Genomic DNA, 14,955 nt, shown 5'->3' on the forward strand with positions numbered 1-14,955 from the left:
AGCGACTGCGAACTTTTATTGTTGAGGAGGGAGGAAATGTGGCGAATAATTCGTAGCAATTTAACAAGAGGTCGTTTGATTATTTTAGGAATAACAGTGGTTATTGTCGGACTGTTATTATGCAAGATGTTTTTTGTTCAACCGCAATTAATTAGCAACGAATTGACAGAAGAAATAGTTTCCACGGAAGAACAGATGGAGACTGTAAGTTCAGAGCTAAAAAGTTATGCCGATATAAAAGGGGCTGTGCAACATCCTGGAGTTTATCGATTAACCTCAAATATGCGGTTGTTAGATTTGATTCAACTAGCTGGTGGATTAAGTAAAGAAGCTGATGATAGACAGATTAACCAAGCGTTGATAGTACAAGATCAAACGGTCTTTTACATTCCAAAAATTGGGGAGGATGTTTCTGAATTAGAAGAAGTGCAAGGAGAAGTTGCTAAAAGTAGTTCAGGTGAACAAGACACAAAAATTAATATTAACTCAGCAACTGAGGTTGAATTGGAACAATTGGATGGTGTCGGTGCCAAAAAAGCAGCAGCTATCGTCAGCTACCGTGAAGAACACGGCTCGTTTAAAACAATTGAAAATTTAAGTGACGTATCAGGAATTGGTAGTAAAACGGTTGAACGGTTAAAGGATAAGTTAACTATTTAGAAAGGAGGGTTTTGAAAAGTTTCTTGTTTCAGATTGCCAAAAAGGGATGCTAACATATACAATAGATGCAAGACGAAATTAAGGGAGAATATTATGATGACAGAACGCATTCCTTGGGAGCAATACTTTATGGCTCAAAGTTTACTTTTATCTTTACGTAGTACGTGTTCGCGCTTAGAAGTAGGGGCGACGATTGTTCGTGATAAACGAATCATTGCAGGTGGATATAATGGGTCGGTTAGTGGCGATAGTCATTGTATTGATGAAGGCTGTTATGTGGTAGATAATCATTGTGTGAGAACTATTCATGCGGAAATGAATGCTATTTTACAATGTTCAAAATTTGGTGTTCCGACTGAAGGGGCAGAAATTTATGTCACGCATTTTCCATGTTTACCATGCACTAAGATGATTTTACAAGCGGGAATTAGTAAAATTTACTACTTAAAAGACTATCGTAACGATGCTTATGCGCTGCAATTGATTAAACAAGCTGGTGTGGAAGTCATTCAGGTTGAGCTAACAGATGATTACTTTTCAAAATTATTGATTAATGGAGAAACTAACAGCTAAACTATTTTTAAAAGAAACAAGCCAAATTACCCAACTGACAAGTTTAAGCGGTATGTGGGTTTACTTAGCTCTGACAGCAAGTTTGCTAAGTTTTTTAATCCTTTCAGTTAATATGTATTCACTCGTACTCAGTACAGTATTTGGTATACGATTGATTCTCACAAGACAACGGTTAGTCATAACGAGTTGTCTTTTTTTATTCCTTTCATTTGGATGCTTCTTTTTCTATGTACATAATCAAACGGTTAAAGGCTTACAGCTGAAGAATGAAGTAGTTTCAAATTGTTTAATCCTTGTGCAACCAGATACAGTGGAGGTGGATGGTCAGTCTTTAAAGTTTAGAGCAGTGATAACTGAATCGGGTGAAAAAATTAAAGTGAATAACTGGCTAAGAACTAAAGAAGAACATGATTATTTTTTAAACCTCGATGATAGAGTGTGCTTAAAAGTATCAGGTGAATTAACTTCGATTTCAGTAAAACGTAATTTAGGAGCTTTTGATTACAAAAAATATGCCACTGAACAAGGTGTTTATCGCCAGTTAAAAGTAGATGAAATCCTATCTAAATCCAAAGATAAATCATTTTCTCCAATTGGAATAATTCGGAGTTGCCGTGCTAAAATTAATCGTTATATCACCAAAAATTATCCGACAACGACAGCATCCTACTTAAAAAGCTTATTTATTGGGGTAAAAGACCATGAATTTAAAGCAAATCAAAATCAGTTATCACGATTAGGGATTCTTCATTTTTTTAGTATTTCAGGCATGCATGTCTATTTCTTCTTAGCATTGTTAGGCTATGGGCTGCGGAGTATAGGGTTGTTTCCAGAAGATATTTATGGCCTTGAAATTAGTTTTTTACTTTTATTTTTAGGTTTGACAGGTTTTTCAACTAGTGTTGGGAGAAGTGTTTTTTATATAGCTATTTTAAAAAGCGTTCAACGATTCAGGTTAACGTTATCACCACTAGATGCCTGGTCATTAGCCTTGTTGTTTAGTTTAGTGATTAACCCATATTTATTATTAACTGCAGCAGGTCAATTATCTTTTGGCTTAACAGCCTATATTATTTTCTTAGCCCCGATCATTCAGAAACAAGTGTCGCAAAGAATGGAACTGTTAGTTTTTTCTGTGGTCTTGTCGATTCTATCCGTCCCGATTGTTGCGTTTAATTTTTTCGAATGGCAAATAGGGTCGTTGTTGTTAACTGTTATTTTAATGCCATTCTTTAGTTTTGTTTTAATGCCTAGTTTATTAGGCTTATTAATTATAAATCTCGTAATGCCAATTGGTTCGGTGCTAAATGAGTTTGATGCCATATTATCTAAAGGACAAGAAGTGTTGTTTAAATTAAATAATTTGGATTCCTTTCATATTGTCACGGGTAAGTTACCTTTAATTGTGGTGGGGGTGGCAATCGTGATCAGCATAATATGGTTGAGTAAAGTCCGACCTTCGTTTTGGTTTAGTGTTATCTGCTTAGTAGGGATGGTAGCTGTCATTAGCGGATTTAAATATTGTGATCCTAGAGGAATGGTGGCATTTGTTGACGTGGGGCAAGGTGATGGACTGGTTATTAAGAGACCGTTTAATAGAGGCACGATTATTGTGGACACAGGTGGTAAATTAGAAGTAAAGAACCCTGCGATAGAAGGCTGGAAAAAAGGGAGTGGAAAATCGTCAGAAGTTAATTACGATATAATTCCTGTGCTGAAAAGTTTAGGGGTTGCCTCAATTGATGCAGTATTTATTACACATGGTCATATTGATCATTTTGGAAATCTCCCGATGGTTGCCCAACAATTTAAAATAAAAAAACTAATTTATCCTGAAGGTACTAAGAATCAATCGTTATTTAATGAACTATCCAAAACGCTAAAAAACAAAAAAATCCCCCAAGTTGAAGTCCTTGCGGGAACTAAGTGGAATTTTAGTGAGTATCAGTTAACAGCATTAGCACCGCTTGTAGCAGGTAAGGGGGACAATGATAACTCGTTAGTGTTGAAAACTAAAATTAAAGATAAAAGCTTTTTACTAATGGGTGATTTAGAGAAAACGGGGGAAGAGATGCTAGTCAGGCGATATGCTGATTTAAAAACAGATATCTTAAGTACGGGACACCATGGTAGTAAAACATCGAGTAACGATTTTTTTATAAATCGTGTGCGACCAACGGATGCTATTATATCGTGTGGGGTAGCCAATCATTTTGGTCATCCTAATCAAGAAACGTTAGAAAATTTAGCTAAGGTCAACGCCAGAGTGTTTAGAACCGACCAGCAAGGTATGATTTATTGCACATGGACACCGTTTAGTTCAAAACTTTCGCAAGCAAAAACGGTTATGTTATCAGAATAAAAAATCTTTAAAGATAGGTCACTTAATGATAAGATAGTAGCTAATGAGTTACTTGAAAAAGAAAGGGGTTGCGTTCTATGAGCTTGCAAGAAACGATAAAAAAAGTAAATAGTGGTCAGTTAGCAAGTGTCTATCTTGTATTAGGGACAGAACAGTTTTTAGCAGATCGTTTTAAACAAGCGTTGCAGAAGCAAATCATTTTAACAGAAGATGATGAGCTAAACTCAGCAAGTTTTGATATGGCTGAAAGTTTACTGGGAGCAGTCATTGATGAAGCTAATACGATTCCTTTTTTTGGTGACAAACGTTTAGTGGCAATTGAAAATCCCTATTTTTTAACAGGTGAAAAGAAAAAAATAGCACTTGAGCATAATACAGATGAACTGATTGCTTATTTAGAAGAGCCGTCAGATTCAACAGTCCTAGTTTTTTATGCACCGTATGAAAAATTGGATGAACGTAAAAAAGTTGTAAAGCAATTGAAGAAGGTTGCAACTTTGGTTGATGTTAAAGAGATGCAAGAGAACGATGTCAGAAAATATGTGCAACAATATATTCATAATGAGGGCTATGAGATTACACCAGAAGCCTTTGATTTATTTGTTCATTTAACTGATATGGATTTATCGAAGATCATGTCTGAGTTAAATAAAGTTATGCTGTATAGTTCGGACACAAAAAAAATAACCAAACCAATGATTGCAGATTTAGTGCCGAAAACACTAGAACATAATATCTTTGATATGGTCAATTATGTGACTAAAGGGCAAGCTGAAGATGCGCTAAGTTTATATCGCGACTTGTTGTTGCAAGGGGAGGAAACGATTAAAATTAATGCGATTTTAATTGGTCAGTTCCGCTTGTTGTTACAAGTCAAGATTATGCAAGGGGCGGGTTATCAGCAAAGTAATATGCAAGATGTCATTAAAGTACATCCTTATCGTTTGAAGATGGCACAACAACAAGCTCGTGGGTTTGATGAAGTGACCTTGAAAGCGATGTTCCAAGATTTAGTTGAGAATGATTACCGTATTAAAACAGGAGCTTTAGAAAAAGATTTGTTATTTGAATTATTCCTATTAAAGCACGGGAACCGCAAATAAAAAAAGCCAACTAACTTAGTTAGTTGGCTTTTTTTATTATTTAGCTAATTTAGCAGCTAAACGTGATTTATCACGAGCAGCTTTGTTTTTGTGGATAAGACCTTTTGATTGAGCCATATCAATAGCGCGAGCAGCAGCTTTGTATAATTCTTCAGCGTTTGCGGCACCAGCTTCTAAAGCTTGTTCATATTTTTTAATCGCAGTACGCATAGTGCTTAATTGACCTGAATTTAATTCGTTAGCTTTTTCAGCAGTACGTACACGTTTGATAGCAGATTCGATGTTTGGCATGAGTTTCACCTCCGATGATTTAAGTTTTACGCCTGGTCAGAACCATTTGTAATTCAACATTTGTAATTATACAGAAATAAAAGCTTCATTGCAACAAATTTTTGATGTGAGTAGGGCACAGTTAAATCAATGTTTTCAGATGAAATATGTTATTATTAACCTATAATAAATTACATTAAAATGAAGAGGTGTAGCGTATGAATCTTGCGTTGGTTATCACGTTAGTATTAACGATGGGAGTTATTTTTGTGAACGGCTTTACTGATGCTCCAAACAGTATTGCCACAGCTATTTCAACCAAGGCGTTGAAACCTAAAACAGCTATTATTATTGCATCGGTAATGTGTTTCTTAGGAGCGCTTGTTATGACGATGATTAATTCGCAAGTGGCAGATACGATTAGCCATATCGTTAGTTTTGAAGATGGTACAGGTTCACAGTCAAGAATTGCTCTGATGGCCGCTTTGTTCTCTATTGTGACATGGGCGCTAGGGGCTTGGTGGTTTGGCATTCCAACAAGTGAAAGTCATGCCTTGGTTGCTGGGTTGACTGGTAGTGCGATGGCACTAGGTGGTTTAAGTTCGGTGAATGGAGCAGAGTGGTTAAAAGTCGGGATTGGCTTAGTCGTTTCAACAGTTATTGGTTTTGGGGGCGGTTGGATCTTAACAAAGTTATTGCAATTATTTATTAAAAATCCAACAAGTAAAGAAAATGATCGTCGTTTTAAAGGGTGGCAAATATTTGGTGCGGTGATGATGAGTTTTGTTCATGGTATGCAAGATGGTCAGAAATTTATGGGCGTGTTCATGCTAGGATTGTTCTATAATAATTTAATTGGTCAAAATCCTGGTGGCGGTTTTGATATTCCGTTGTGGGTAATGATTCTGTGTTCTGTCACAATTGGCTTAGGAGTTAGTGCTGGTGGTATGCGTATCATCGATAATATTGGTGACATGGCTCAGTTAGAAACCTATCAAGGTTTCAGTGCCGATGTAACAGCTGCGGGAGCATTACTTGGTGCAGGTTTGTTCGGCGTACCGATGTCAACAACTCAAACAAAAACAACAGCGATTATGGGAGTTGGAGCAGCGCGTGATCCAGAAACAGTTAAATGGAAAACAGCTAAAGAAATGGTCTTAGCCTGGGTGTTAACATTCCCTGGTTGCTTAGCGATTGCGTTCTTAATTACAAAAGTATTTTTAATTATTTTATAAACAAAAAGCAGCCAATTGGCTGCTTTTTTATTTTGTGAAGAACCAGTATCCGATTAGAATTGCGCCTAAAATGATACGGTACCAACCAAAGGCTTTAAAGTCGTTGGTTTTAATGAATTGTAATAAGAAACGAATAGCAATGATAGATACTACGAAAGCAACTAAACTTGCTACGCCTAAAATCATAAATTCATCAAATGTAAAACTGTTTCCTTTTAATAAGAATTTTAATACTTTAATTCCGCTAGCTCCAACCATAACAGGGATGCTCAGGAAGAAAGAGAACTCAGTAGCCACGAAACGTGAACAACCAATTAACATTCCCCCAAGAATTGTAGCGCCAGAACGGGATGTGCCTGGCATTAATGCTAAGACTTGGAAAATACCAATAATAAAAGCAGAACGATATGTGAACTCATTGAAGTTTGTTACTTTTGGAGTTTGGCCTTTGTTCCAGTTTTCTACAACAATAAATAGGACACCGTAGATAATTAACATTAAGGCAATAGGTAAGAATTTGTGAAAATTAGCTTCGAACCAATCATCTAAAACCACACCGATAATTCCGGCAGGGACACAAGCGATTAAGACTTTCCACCATAAGTCCCACGTGTCTTTTTTCTCAATGCTTGTTTTTTGTCCTGAAAAAGGGTTTAGCTTGTTAAAGAAAATGACAATAACTGCTAAGATAGCTCCTAATTGGATGACAACATTAAACATTTCTTTAAAGGCAGGTGAGGCATCTAATTTGATAAACTCATCTACTAAAATCAAGTGACCTGTACTACTAATTGGCAACCATTCTGTGATACCTTCTACGATACCAAGGATGACTGCTTTAAATAAATTAAACCAATCCATTATGTCAGTCCTTCCGAATCTTTTTTAAATAAACTCATGTAATAGTATACCTATTTTTAGAATGATGTCCAAGTTGATTTAGTTTTCTTAATAATTCTATAAAAAAAGCAAGTGCCAAGTCGGCACTTGCTTTCGTTTAATTGAAGAAAGGGTTTGTTGCTATTTCATGACCAATGGTAGTTGGTCCGTTGTGTCCGGGATAAGCGATAAATTCTGGTGGTAATGAAAACAACTGTGTTTGAACACTTGTTAAAAGTTGCTCCATATTGCCAGTTGGTAAGTCGCTGCGACCGATACTGCCGGCAAATAACGCATCACCTGTAATGACAAACTGATCATCATGAAAAACAAAGCTGACTCCTCCACGAGAGTGGCCAGGGGTTTCGCGGACTTCGAAAGTCATGCCGCCTAATGTGTAAGAAGTTGCTTCAAATTCGAAGTCGGCAGGCTCGCAGACGATATCTGCCATATCTGAATGACGCATCAAACCAGATAGGTTATCTTCCGGGCTACTTAACCAAGCTTGCTCATAAGGACTAACGTAAACAGGGATATCATAATAGTGACGAACTTCCTCAACAGCACCAATGTGGTCATAGTGAGTGTGAGTTAATAAGATAGCTACAGGCTTACGATTAGTCTCTGTGATAAATGTTTTGATTTTGTCAAAGTCATTCCCAGGATCAACAATTAATAAGTTATCTTCATTATAAATAAAGTAGCAATTTTCAGCAGCGGGACCGCTTGTTACAAAATATTTTACTTCAGTCATGTGTAACACTCCTTTAAATTCAGTTTCTATCTATTAGTATACTGAAAATTTGAGAGAGTGACAAAGGTTGAGCTTAGTGACTCGTGTAATAACGGATAATATCGACTAAAACGGTTGTCGATCCGTCACCACACCGAGAATCATAGTATTCAGTAAATTCAGGATTAATAAGATAGAGTTCAGCTAATCCGGCATGACGTTTGCGGTCATAAGACCCCCAACTCATATGTAACCATTCTTTGTGAGTGTTAAATAAAAGTTCAGCTTCAGGTGATGGAATGGCAGTTTCAGCATGCTTTTGCAGGTGGGCTAAAAGTGTGGTTTCTAAAGCTAACCAAGTGTTATATTGTTCTGTTGTCATGTTTTTCATAGCGTGAACAGATTGGTTGATGACATCTGACCCATAAGATTGGCGTAATTCTTCTCCATAAAGAGCTTCATTTTCATCAATACTAGTTTTGAATGCTGCGAATTTTTCAGTGTTTGTCATAGTTGACTCTCCTTCGATGGTTTTAATTGTTTGTTCAATGTTGGCAATCAAGTTGATTAATTGGGTTTGTTTTGCCAACAATAGGGATTGATGACTTTTTAAAAGTTCCAACTGATTATCTTCTTGGTCGAGGAGGGCAGCAATCTTTTCAAGAGGCATATCGAAAGTTTTATATAATAAAATTTTATGTAGTCGATCGATTTCAGCTTGTTCATAGATTCGGTAACCAGCTTCAGTATAGTAGCTTGGCTTTAATAGATTAATCTGGTCATAATAACGTAATGTTTTATTTGAGATGCCAGCTAAATCAGCTAATTCTTTAATCGTTAAGGTCATCGGAAGACCTCCTTTCTACTTGATAGGTTCAGTTTAAAGTCTGACCTAAGGGGAAGGTCAATTAAATCTTACTAAGAATTTTGATTTGTTATTTAAATCACGAAGTATTAGGAGTACACTAGAAATGTTCGTGTTGTAAAAACACATAGTAGTAATAGTATAAATAATTAATTAGCTGGAGAGAAGGAAAGCAACTTGGTTTATGCAATTTATTTTCTGATTATTATTTTTGCCAATACAATTGGTGCGATTTCGGGTGTCGGTGGAGGAGTTATTATTAAGCCTCTTTTTGAAACATTTGGGTTTCATAGTTTAGAGAACATTTTATTCTTTTCATGTGTGGCAGTCTTTACGATGGCGATTGCCTCGACATTTAAACAAGTTCGTAATGGCTTTTCGATAGACTATGTTCGTGCCGGAGCGATTTCTGTGGGCTCGGTTATTGGTGGAACATTTGGAAATAAATTAGTAACATTTTTATTAGATTATTTCGGTTCCCAAACACAATTACAGATTCTGCAAATCGTGTTAACGGTTAGTTCGTTTATCATTGTTTTCTTCTACTCGTTGAGAAATGCTAAAACTTTAGACTTAACAGGACCGATTGTTTATTTATTGGTTGGAATTTTCTTAGGTGGTTTTTCTACGTTACTAGGAATTGGTGGGGGACCAATTAATGTCTCGTTGCTAATTTTTTGTTTTGGATTAAAAATGAAAGAAGCAACTATTTATTCAATTATAACGATCTTGTTTTCGCAATTGGCTAAACTAGTTGAAATTGCCACAAGTACTGGTTTTGGTGATTTTGATTTAAGTGTCTTATGGGTTATCGTCCCCGCAGCCATTTTAGGTGGCTATATCGGTGGTATGTTGAGTTGTAAATTCTGTGAGAAACGTGTTGGTCAAATTTTTACAGGTGTCGTGCTATTAGTTATTTTTATTAATCTATATAATGCTTGGCAAATTTTAGGATAGAAAAAAAGACTGATCTCATCTCAGTCTTTTTTTATTTGGCTTCGATTGTCTGAATAGCATGTTGTAGTTCATTTTGCATATCTGTATCTTTTTCATTAGTTTGGAGTTCTTTAAAGTAATGAAGTATTTCTGGGTTATTAGTAGGAATTAAATCAGCTACAGCCCAAATAGCTGTGGCTCGAATAACAGGTCGAACATCATTTTCAATGACTTCTAATAATTTTGGAATAGCTGAAGTTTGTTTGGCGTTTGCCAGAGCGATGATTGCATTTCGCTGAAGTGGTTTCTTACCACGCCAGGAGCCAGCTAATGCTCCAAATTGACTTTTAAATTCTTTGTTAGACATGGTTAACATAGGTGTTAATAGTGGTGTGACGCTTTCTGGGTCAGGTTCCATTTCTGGATGAATGTGAAAATCTTTCCCTTTGTTATAAGGACAGACTTGTTGACAAATATCGCAGCCGTAAATCACCGTCCGAATTTTATCACGGTATTCTAAAGGCATCATATCTTTCGTTTGGGTTTGGTATGATAAACAGCGTTTCGCGTTCATCCGTCCATCGCCAAGTAGGGCATCGGTTGGGCAAAGGTCAATACATCGTGTGCAGTCACCGCATTTAGATTTGATTGGCGTATCAGGTTCAAAAGGAATGTTCGTGATGATTTCACCTAAATAGACATAAGAACCAAACTCTTCCGTAATCAATAGGCCGTTTTTACCAATAAACCCTAAGCCAGCACGTTGGGCAACGGCAACATCAATCAGCTCCCCAGTATCGACCATTGGTTTAAAAGTAATGGTTTCGTCATCTTCGCAACGCTCTTGGATGAAGCTGATTAAGTTTCCTAGTCGCTCTTTTAAGATATCGTGATAGTCGATTCCCCAAGATGCTCGCGCGAAGCTTCCGCGGCGTTCGCCAGGGATTGATTCGGCTTTTTTTGTTAAACGTGTCGGATACGCCAGTGCGATGGAAATAATTGATTGTGGCTGGTCAAAAATCATGTCAGGGTTAATTCGTTCCTCGATGTTGGGGTGCTCAAAACCGGATGTATGGCCAGCGGCCTTTTGTTCTTCTAAACTGGTTTTCAAATGTGTGAAGGGAGCAGCGGATGCGAAACCAATTTTATCGATACCGATAGTCTGACTAGCGGTGATGATATCTTCTTTTAATTGACTGTACAAAAGCTTTCCCTCCTAAATGTTCTTTTATTTGATAGTAGCAACATGGCGGGTGAGATGCAAGAAAAAAAGGACTAGCTTGGCTAGTCCTTTTTTAGTGTCCACCTAAAACGAATAGTTGGATAAAGAATAGAAAGGCGAAAACATAAATTAAGGGATGAACCTCACGTCCTTTTTTAGTCAGTAAGTGAGTGATGGGATAAGTAATGAAACCTAAAGCTAAACCAGTTGCAATACTACCAGTTAAGGGCATTGTAATGATAACTAAGAAAGCTGGGAATGCTTCAGCAAAATCATCCCAATTAATTTCAGATGCTTCACCAATCATCATGCTACCGACAATGACTAATGCTGGTGTTGTGATGGCGGGAACAGTTGTTAAAACGCTAACGACTGGATAGAATAATCCAGACAATAAGAACATAAATGAAACGGTTAGAGTTGATAAACCAGTTCTGGCACCAGCGGCAACACCGGTCCCTGATTCAATATAAGCACTGGTTGGACTTGTTCCGAAAATAGCTCCAGCTACTGTTCCGATAGCGTCAGCGAATAATGCACCTTTTGCTCCAGGGAGTTCTCCGTTTTTCATTAACTTAGCTTTTTTAGCTACTGCGATGACAGTCCCTGTTGTATCGAAGATAGTGATTAATAAGAAAGAGAGGACGGCCCCGTATAAACCGTTTGCTACGACATCTTTAAATGGAGTGATAGGATTCGTAATCATTAAACCATTACTGAAATCAGGCAGACTAATAATACCTGAAAACTGTAAGTCGCCCATTAAAGCTGCAATGATTGCGATAACTACCATGCTTAGGAAGATAGCGCCGGGGACTTTTAATAAAATGAAAGCGACGGTTAATAAAATCCCGAATAAGGCTAGCAGAACTTGCGGATCTTTTAAATCACCAAGAGCGACTAAGTTGGCTGGGTCAGCAACAATGATATGGGAAAGTTTTAAACCGACAAAGGCGATGAACAAACCGATTCCTGCAGTGATAGCTGACTTTAGTGATTCTGGAATAGCTCGAATTAATTCTTCACGAAAAGAAGTTAATGATAATAGAAAGAAAATGATACCAGCGACAAATACAGAAGAAAAGGCAACCTTATAATCAACGCCACCTGCTACAACAGAAACAAAATAAGCATTTAATCCCAAACCTGGTGCAATAGCTATCGGGTAATTAGCAGATAGCGCCATCCAAGTTGAAGCAAGAATTGTTGATAAAATAGTTGCGATAAAAACTTGAGCGGTTGGCACACCTGCGGAACTTAGAATTGCAGGATTTACAACGATGATATAAGCCATGGTGAAAAAGGTGGTCAGTCCCCCAAGTACCTCGGTCTTAACCGTTGTGTTGTTTTCCTTCAGTTTGAAAAAAGATGTCATGTCTGAAAATCTCCTTTAAAAGTTTTATTTGATTAATAACAACTGTATAATAACTTAATGTCGTACAATAATCAACATAAATTATTTAATGTTCGTGTTTAGGGTTGTTTTAAAGGTTTTTTTAAGGTTTAACGGTGGATTTGTATAAAGATGATAAAAGTGTTACGATAAATGTGTATTAAAAATAAGTATCAGTCGTAACACAATTGATTTTTAAGAAGTTTATTCACACTGGCGCAGCTATAGGGCTGCAAGGATGCAACAGATGGTAGGGGTTGGATCGTTTAAATGAGAAACAACTGAAGTTATTAAACAAATAGTTTTATGGAACAAAACCGTATAGATATTTATTTTTAGTTAGATAGCCACTCGCTTATGTGAGTGGCTATCGTCTATTTTAGGGATTATTCTGGTGTATAAAATAACCTGATGCTATAATTAAATTAGTGAGATAGGAGTGGTTCGATGACATTGTTAGAAATTTCTCAACGATTATTACTTGCGATTATTATTTCGGGAGCAGTTGGTTTTGATCGTGAATTTAAAAATCGACCAGCAGGAATGAGAACTCATATTTTAGTTTGTGTCGGAGCTGCCGTTATCGCTTTAGTTCAAACGCAATTATCTGTCAATGCCTTGCAGATGGTAGCGGAAAGTCCGGAGCTGGCCGCAGTCGTTAAAAGTGATCAGACGCGTTTAATCGCGCAGGTTGTTAGTGGTATTGGATTTTTGGGAGCGGGAACAATCATTGTGACTCAGCGTTCGGTCATGGGATTAACAACAGCTGCTTCGTTATGGGCGGTCGCTTGCTTAGGGATTGCAGCGGGTATGGGTTTATATACGATTGCGATTTCCGGGTTCGTTGTCATCCAAGTGGTACTATCGTTGCTGAATAAGGTGCTTGTTGCGGTACCTACTTTAAAGAAATTACAAATTAAGTACCAACACCGTTTGGAAACGAAAGAATTTGTGATGGATTACTTTGAAGAAAAAGGTGTCCAAGTTAAAGGTGTCGATTTTGATGTTGAAATTCATGCAGACGAAAAAGTTTATACGAATATTTACACAGTTGAATTACCGAGAGGGTTTAATCATTCCGAACTGATTGAAGATATTTCGTTAAATAAAAATGTTTTACAAATTAGATTAATTGATGCATAAAAAGCTGGCCTGTAAAGGACAGCTTTTTTGATTTGGGTAAGTATTATTATCTATCTGCTAGTTTTTGGCATATAATATGTATATAAAAATTAACGGGGGTATAGTATGAAGACATTAGTGAATTTTAGAGATGTAGGTGGTTTGGTGACAAAAGATAACCGTAGAGTTGTAATGGGGAAAATTTTAAGAAGTGGGGAGCTAGTTGGTTTAAGTGAAGAAGCTCGTAAAACCCTTTTGAAGGATTACCAGTTAAAAACAATTTTCGATTTCCGAGGGGCGGATGAAGTAAACTCTAAACCTGATGATAAATTAACAGGCGTTGAATATCACAATATTGATATTATGAAAGATTGCCAAGGGAATTCAGCAAGCTTTGAAGATTTGATGTCAGGGTTGTCGTCAGCTAAAGAACACATGTTGGCGATTTATCGGGATATCTTAGTCGTTGATTCGGGATTGAATGGTTATCGTGTATTTTTAGAAACCATTGCTAAGAAAGATGAGCCTTTTATTTTCCATTGCTTTGCCGGAAAGGATCGTACGGGAATTGGTGCGATGTTAATTTTAGAAATACTGGGTGTCGATAAAAAAGATATTTATGAGGATTATTTGGCAACTAATGAGATGCGCCAAGACACGAACCAAAAAATCTTAACTGTCTTAGCTAATGAAGGTATGACGCCAGAGCAACTTGAAGAAGCTGAAGTGATGTTGTTAGTTGATTCGGAGTATTTGGATTTAGCTTATGAAATTATGCTAGCTAAACATGAAACGGTTGAAGCGTTTATCATTAATCAAATTGGTCTATCGTCTGAATATTTAGAAATGATTCGAGCTAATTACACAGAAGATACTAAATAATCTCTATCCAATAGGGAATAAACAAGATATAATAGAAGAAATGTAAATGAAAGAGGTATCAGTCATGACTGAAGATAAAACAAAAAGTTCAACAGTAGAGCCGTTAGAAACTGAAGCTGTTGTAGAGCCGGTGAAAGAAAAACCATGTCGTGCTACTTTAGTTTCTGAAACGAATTTATTGATTGATGAGTGTGCTTACCGCATCGTCAGCAATTATCGTGAAGCCTTTGATGTCAATTTGTTAGGTGAACGTTACAGCGATGTCTTGAATCGCTATGAATATATCGTAGGAGATATGGGGTTTGAACAATTACGTTTACGTGGTTTTTTCAGTGATGATCACCAAAATATGCCTGCGGAACAACGAATTAGTAGTTTAGAAGATTACTTGTATGAATACTGTAACTTTGGTTGTCCTTATTTTGTAATTGAACGTATCGGTGAGCATCCTGTAAATGAATCGAAAGGGAAGCATAAACGTTCCCAAAATCGTCGTTCTAAACCACAACGTAGCAATAACAATTCAGCTCATGTTGCTGAAAAACGTGGGAAACAAACTAAGACAACCCAAGATAAGAAAATTACTAATCGTCAAAAACCGGTAATGAAGAAAAAAACAGATCAAAAACCCGCTGTAAAAAACAATAAACCAAGTTCGGTGGAAGGTGCTAAAAAAGAACGAGGGTTTACCATTCGTCAAAAAAATAGTTAGTAAGGATT

Annotated in this window: 15 protein-coding genes; 9 read left to right on the top strand and 6 right to left on the bottom strand. The window is 36.9% G+C overall.

The genetic code is table 11. The features are described from left to right. The first annotated feature begins 36 nt into the window (after window positions 1–36). The 4 genes from G7081_RS04095 to holA all read left to right on the top strand — a co-directional run bounded on the left by G7081_RS04095 (window position 37) and on the right by holA (window position 4,698). Entirely contained in the window at window positions 37–660 is a 624-nt protein-coding gene (locus tag G7081_RS04095; protein ID WP_166007654.1) for a helix-hairpin-helix domain-containing protein, read from the top strand. Window positions 661–753: 93 nt separating this feature from the next. Then, window positions 754–1,233 (top strand): ComE operon protein 2, encoded by a 480-nt coding sequence (locus G7081_RS04100; protein WP_166007656.1) that lies wholly within the window; start codon window positions 754–756, stop codon window positions 1,231–1,233. Then, on the top strand, window positions 1,214–3,595 hold the full coding sequence (locus G7081_RS04105) for a DNA internalization-related competence protein ComEC/Rec2 (protein ID WP_166007658.1): 2,382 nt from the start codon (window positions 1,214–1,216) through the stop codon (window positions 3,593–3,595). Before G7081_RS04100 ends, G7081_RS04105 begins: the two co-directional genes overlap by 20 nt. Before the next feature lie 77 nt (window positions 3,596–3,672). Further along, window positions 3,673–4,698, top strand: coding sequence for a DNA polymerase III subunit delta (holA, locus tag G7081_RS04110; protein ID WP_166007660.1), 1,026 nt, complete (start codon window positions 3,673–3,675; stop codon window positions 4,696–4,698). Between the two features lie 36 nt (window positions 4,699–4,734). On the opposite strand, the gene rpsT is transcribed toward holA, so the two are convergent. Beyond that, entirely contained in the window at window positions 4,735–4,989 is a 255-nt protein-coding gene (gene rpsT / locus G7081_RS04115) for a 30S ribosomal protein S20 (RefSeq protein ID WP_166007662.1), read from the bottom strand. A 197-nt stretch (window positions 4,990–5,186) separates the two neighbouring features. Here rpsT and G7081_RS04120 point away from each other — a divergent pair, with 197 nt between their 5' ends. Continuing rightward, the gene (locus tag G7081_RS04120; protein ID WP_166007664.1) at window positions 5,187–6,203 is read left to right on the top strand and encodes an inorganic phosphate transporter; all 1,017 of its coding nucleotides are present in this window, start codon (window positions 5,187–5,189) and stop codon (window positions 6,201–6,203) included. Window positions 6,204–6,230: 27 nt separating this feature from the next. Here G7081_RS04120 and G7081_RS04125 read toward each other — a convergent pair whose 3' ends face one another. From G7081_RS04125 to G7081_RS04135, 3 genes are all read right to left on the bottom strand, one after another. Continuing rightward, window positions 6,231–7,064, bottom strand: a complete 834-nt coding sequence (locus tag G7081_RS04125) for an undecaprenyl-diphosphate phosphatase (RefSeq protein WP_166007666.1) — start codon at window positions 7,062–7,064, stop codon at window positions 6,231–6,233. A 136-nt stretch (window positions 7,065–7,200) separates the two neighbouring features. Next, window positions 7,201–7,836 carry an MBL fold metallo-hydrolase gene (locus G7081_RS04130; protein ID WP_166007668.1) on the bottom strand — a complete coding sequence of 212 codons (636 nt, stop codon included), beginning with the start codon at window positions 7,834–7,836 and terminating at the stop codon, window positions 7,201–7,203. A gap of 73 nt (window positions 7,837–7,909) precedes the next feature. Next, window positions 7,910–8,662: a MerR family transcriptional regulator gene (locus G7081_RS04135; protein WP_166007670.1), complete on the bottom strand. Its 753-nt coding sequence runs from the start codon at window positions 8,660–8,662 to the stop codon at window positions 7,910–7,912. A gap of 195 nt (window positions 8,663–8,857) precedes the next feature. On the opposite strand from G7081_RS04135, the gene G7081_RS04140 reads away from it, so the two are divergent. Then, window positions 8,858–9,637, top strand: a complete 780-nt coding sequence (locus tag G7081_RS04140) for a sulfite exporter TauE/SafE family protein (protein WP_166007672.1) — start codon at window positions 8,858–8,860, stop codon at window positions 9,635–9,637. 31 nt (window positions 9,638–9,668) lie between these two features. On the opposite strand, the gene queG is transcribed toward G7081_RS04140, so the two are convergent. Then, window positions 9,669–10,820, bottom strand: coding sequence for a tRNA epoxyqueuosine(34) reductase QueG (queG, locus tag G7081_RS04145; RefSeq protein WP_166007674.1), 1,152 nt, complete (start codon window positions 10,818–10,820; stop codon window positions 9,669–9,671). A 91-nt stretch (window positions 10,821–10,911) separates the two neighbouring features. Then, complete coding sequence (locus tag G7081_RS04150) at window positions 10,912–12,213, bottom strand: NCS2 family permease (protein WP_166007677.1); 1,302 nt, start codon at window positions 12,211–12,213, stop codon at window positions 10,912–10,914. Window positions 12,214–12,678: 465 nt separating this feature from the next. Here G7081_RS04150 and G7081_RS04155 point away from each other — a divergent pair, with 465 nt between their 5' ends. From G7081_RS04155 to G7081_RS04165, 3 genes are all read left to right on the top strand, one after another. Continuing rightward, on the top strand, window positions 12,679–13,374 hold the full coding sequence (locus G7081_RS04155) for an MgtC/SapB family protein (protein ID WP_166007679.1): 696 nt from the start codon (window positions 12,679–12,681) through the stop codon (window positions 13,372–13,374). Window positions 13,375–13,479: 105 nt separating this feature from the next. Beyond that, window positions 13,480–14,235, top strand: coding sequence for a tyrosine-protein phosphatase (locus G7081_RS04160; RefSeq protein ID WP_166007681.1), 756 nt, complete (start codon window positions 13,480–13,482; stop codon window positions 14,233–14,235). Window positions 14,236–14,299: 64 nt separating this feature from the next. Next, the gene (locus G7081_RS04165; RefSeq protein WP_166007683.1) at window positions 14,300–14,947 is read left to right on the top strand and encodes a YutD family protein; all 648 of its coding nucleotides are present in this window, start codon (window positions 14,300–14,302) and stop codon (window positions 14,945–14,947) included. Window positions 14,948–14,955: the final 8 nt, after the last annotated feature.

Origin of the sequence: Vagococcus coleopterorum (assembly GCF_011303955.1) — a bacterium.
GTDB classification, from domain to species: Bacteria; Bacillota; Bacilli; order Lactobacillales; family Vagococcaceae; genus Vagococcus_D; species Vagococcus_D coleopterorum.

Bases quoted from the DNA above. Each gene is read 5' to 3' on its own strand.
- G7081_RS04095 (WP_166007654.1), top strand. From the start codon at position 37: ATGTGGCGAATAATTCGTAGCAATTTAACAAGAGGTCGTTTGATTATT.
- G7081_RS04100 (WP_166007656.1), top strand. From the start codon at position 754: ATGATGACAGAACGCATTCCTTGGGAGCAATACTTTATGGCTCAAAGT.
- G7081_RS04105 (WP_166007658.1), top strand. From the start codon at position 1,214: ATGGAGAAACTAACAGCTAAACTATTTTTAAAAGAAACAAGCCAAATT.
- holA (WP_166007660.1), top strand. From the start codon at position 3,673: ATGAGCTTGCAAGAAACGATAAAAAAAGTAAATAGTGGTCAGTTAGCA.
- rpsT (WP_166007662.1), bottom strand. From the start codon at position 4,989: ATGCCAAACATCGAATCTGCTATCAAACGTGTACGTACTGCTGAAAAA.
- G7081_RS04120 (WP_166007664.1), top strand. From the start codon at position 5,187: ATGAATCTTGCGTTGGTTATCACGTTAGTATTAACGATGGGAGTTATT.
- G7081_RS04125 (WP_166007666.1), bottom strand. From the start codon at position 7,064: ATGGATTGGTTTAATTTATTTAAAGCAGTCATCCTTGGTATCGTAGAA.
- G7081_RS04130 (WP_166007668.1), bottom strand. From the start codon at position 7,836: ATGACTGAAGTAAAATATTTTGTAACAAGCGGTCCCGCTGCTGAAAAT.
- G7081_RS04135 (WP_166007670.1), bottom strand. From the start codon at position 8,662: ATGACCTTAACGATTAAAGAATTAGCTGATTTAGCTGGCATCTCAAAT.
- G7081_RS04150 (WP_166007677.1), bottom strand. From the start codon at position 12,213: ATGACATCTTTTTTCAAACTGAAGGAAAACAACACAACGGTTAAGACC.
- G7081_RS04155 (WP_166007679.1), top strand. From the start codon at position 12,679: ATGACATTGTTAGAAATTTCTCAACGATTATTACTTGCGATTATTATT.
- G7081_RS04160 (WP_166007681.1), top strand. From the start codon at position 13,480: ATGAAGACATTAGTGAATTTTAGAGATGTAGGTGGTTTGGTGACAAAA.
- G7081_RS04165 (WP_166007683.1), top strand. From the start codon at position 14,300: ATGACTGAAGATAAAACAAAAAGTTCAACAGTAGAGCCGTTAGAAACT.